A 3133-nucleotide genomic window follows, 5' to 3' on the forward strand; every position below is an offset into this window, starting at 1 on the left:
GTCAAGGCTGTAGCTCTGACAAGGACGACCCAAGCTCTTACAGTCTGCGCGATATACCCAAAGGTCAAGGCTGTAGCTCTGACAAGGACGACCCAAGCTCTTACAAAAGCCATTGCTTTCAAGGGGCGACTATTCTTTGGTAGTTGTCGCCCAATACGGTTGGGATAAGCAGTATGAACTTCCCTTGTAGTCTGGGAAATGGTTTTGGGGTAAGGGGATTTGGATGTATTTGAAACCTTTCCCCTTTCCCCTTTTCCCTTTAACCAAACCGTATTGAGTTATCGCCTAGCGTCACACACAGACAAGCGATCGCATTTTAAGATAACTTCAAGTGCGATCGCCCGATTTGCAATTAAATAATTGCCAAATTAGTCAACTTCCCGCTAAACCCAGTAATCTCAATAATTGCATCACTGTCTTCTTGGAAGCCGGCAGTGTTATTATTCACTGCCAGGAAAGTACGGCTACCAAAGCTAAAGCTAGCAGCACCATAAGCAGCAAAGTTGCTATTTGTCAACAATGCCCCCAAACCACCAGCATCTAGACTAGTCACCGCCCCCAGTTCCTTGAGATTAGTCTTGCTGACTCTATTGGGGCCGTCAATGCGATCGGTGCCAATTTTCAAATCGATGATGTGGTCAAAATTACTGAGTGGCGAATCAGTAAAATCAAAGCGGAAAGTATCAACTCCATTACCACCGTTGAGGGTATCAGCACCAGCACCGCCGATTAACAGGTCGTTACCATTGCTACCGATGAGCAGATCGTTACCTTTACCGCCATTGAGGGTATCATTGCCATTGCGACCATCGAGCAAGTCAGAGCCATCACTGCCTGTAAGGCTATCTTTACCATTGAAGCCGATATTGATATTAGCGAAAGTTATTGGGCCAGTGGGGCCGGAACTGCCTGTAGGTGGTGGATTGTCAATGATTGTACCTGTTCCGGTATCCTCATTATTCACCCCGGTAATGGTGATGACAATATTTTGGCTTGCAGTACCGTCAACAGATTGCACGGTGAAGGTTTCGGTTGTTGTGGCTCCTGCATCCAGAAATTGCACCGCAGTGTTAGCAACGCTGTAATTCCAGGTTCCTGTATCGGTGATAGTAAGACTACCGAGATTGCCAGTAGCTGAAGTGACGCTGGTATTAAATATGTTTTCACCAGTATCGACATCAGCGACAGTTAATGCACCCGTGGCTGTGAGGTTGGGTGTGCTGGCATCTTCGGTGACTGCTGCTGTGGCTGTACCTGCGATGGTAGCAGCATCATTTACCCCGGTAATCGTAATGGTGGCAGTGGCGCTGGCAGTACCACCGTTACCATCGCTAATGGTATAGTCGAAAGATGTGCTGGCAGTGGCTCCTTGAGGTAAATAATCGTAGCCATCAGTCAGGGCAGCAGTGCCATTGGTGGGGTCAAAGGTAAAACTACCGTTGCCATTCACCGTGAGTTGACCATTGCCCAAGTTAATTTGAGTACCAACATTAGCAGCAGTGTTGTTAACTGCTGTTACTGTCAGGGCATTGCCATCGGGGTCACTGTCGGGGGTGGTGGGGTTGGCAGCCAAGAGATTACCGTTAAAAACGGTGTTTTCGTTGGTGCTGACGGCATCATTGACCGCAACAGGTGGGCGATTGGGGGTATTGTAGAAATAATTGAGGGTGCCGAAGCGTTCCCCAACGATCGCATCAACATCGCCATCGCCATCAATGTCGGCTAAAGTGGGGGCGCTAAAAAACCCCACATCAATACCATTGAAGGGGTTGGCTGTGCCTGTTTGCTGTATGTAAACTGGGTTGGTGGCTGTGCCTGTGTTCTTATAGTAACTCAGCGTGCCGTTCAGTTCTCCAAAAATCGCATCCAAGTCGTCATCACCATCGATGTCGGCAAAGGCGGGTTTGCTACTTAGCCCCACATAAATGCCATTAAAGGGGTTTGCTGTGCCGGTTTGCTGTGTGTAAACTGGATTGGTGGTAGTACCTGTGTTTTTGTAATACAAAAGCGTGCCAAAGCGTTCCCCAACGATCGCATCAACATCGCCATCGCCATCGATGTCGGCTAAGGTGGGGGCGCTGTAATCTCCGACATCAATGCCATTAAAGGGGTTGGCTGTACCTGTTTGTGCTGTGTAGACTGGGTTGGTGGCTGTACCTGTGTTTTTGTAGTACAAAAGCGTGCCAAAGCGTTCCCCAACAATCAAATCCAAGTCGCCATCGCCATCAATATCGGCTAAGGTGGGGGTGCTGGAATCCTGGACATTAATGCTATTGAAGGGGTTAGCTGTGCCGATTTGCTGTGTGTAGATTGGGTTGGTGGCAGTGCCTGTATTCTTGTAATACTTGAGCGTGCCGAAGCGTTCTCCAACAATCGCATCCAAGTCGCCATCGCCATCGATGTCGGCAAAGGTGGGGGCGCTGTAATCTCCGATATCAATCCCATTGAAGGGGTTGGCTGTGCCCGTGGTGGCAACAAATATAAACGGCTTTGGTGGCGTGTCGTTTTTGTAGTATAAAAGCGTGCCGTTCCGTTCTGCAACGATCGCATCAACATCGCCATCGCCATCAATGTCGGCTAAAGTGGGAGCGCTGAAAGACCCCACATCAATACCATTGAAGGGGTTGGCTGTGCCTGTTTGCTGTATGTAAACTGGGTTGGTGGCAGTGCCTGTGTTCTTATAGTAACTCAGCGTGCCGTTCAGTTCTCCAAAAATCGCATCCAAGTCGCCATCACCATCGATGTCGGCAAAGGCGGGTTTGCTACTTGGCCCCGCATAAATGCCATTAAAAGGGTTGGCTGTGCCGGTTTGCTGTGTGTAAACTGGATTGGCGGTAGTACCTGTGTTTTTGTAATACAAAAGCGTGCCAAAGCGTTCCCCAACGATCGCATCAACATCGCCATCGCCATCGATGTCGGCTAAGGTGGGGGCGCTGTAATTCCCCACATTAATGCCATTGAAGGGGTTGGCTGTACCTGTTTGTGCTGTGTAGACTGGGTTGGTGGCTGTACCTGTGTTTTTGTAGTACAAAAGCGTGCCAAAGCGTTCCCCAACAATCAAATCCAAGTCGCCATCGCCATCAATATCGGCTAAGGTGGGGGTGCTGGAATCCTGGACATTAATGCTATTGAA

At 49.1% G+C, this 3133-nt stretch carries 1 protein-coding gene; it reads right to left on the bottom strand.

Annotated features, from left to right (window positions below; translation table 11 throughout):
• Positions 1-352: 352 nt before the first annotated feature.
• The coding region (locus tag GNE10_RS33310; RefSeq protein ID WP_185570326.1) for an FG-GAP-like repeat-containing protein at positions 353-3133 on the bottom strand (2781 nt) is incomplete at its 5' end.

Origin of the sequence: Nostoc sp. 2RC (assembly GCF_014222165.1) — a bacterium.
Lineage (GTDB): Bacteria > Cyanobacteriota > Cyanobacteriia > Cyanobacteriales > Nostocaceae > Nostoc > Nostoc linckia.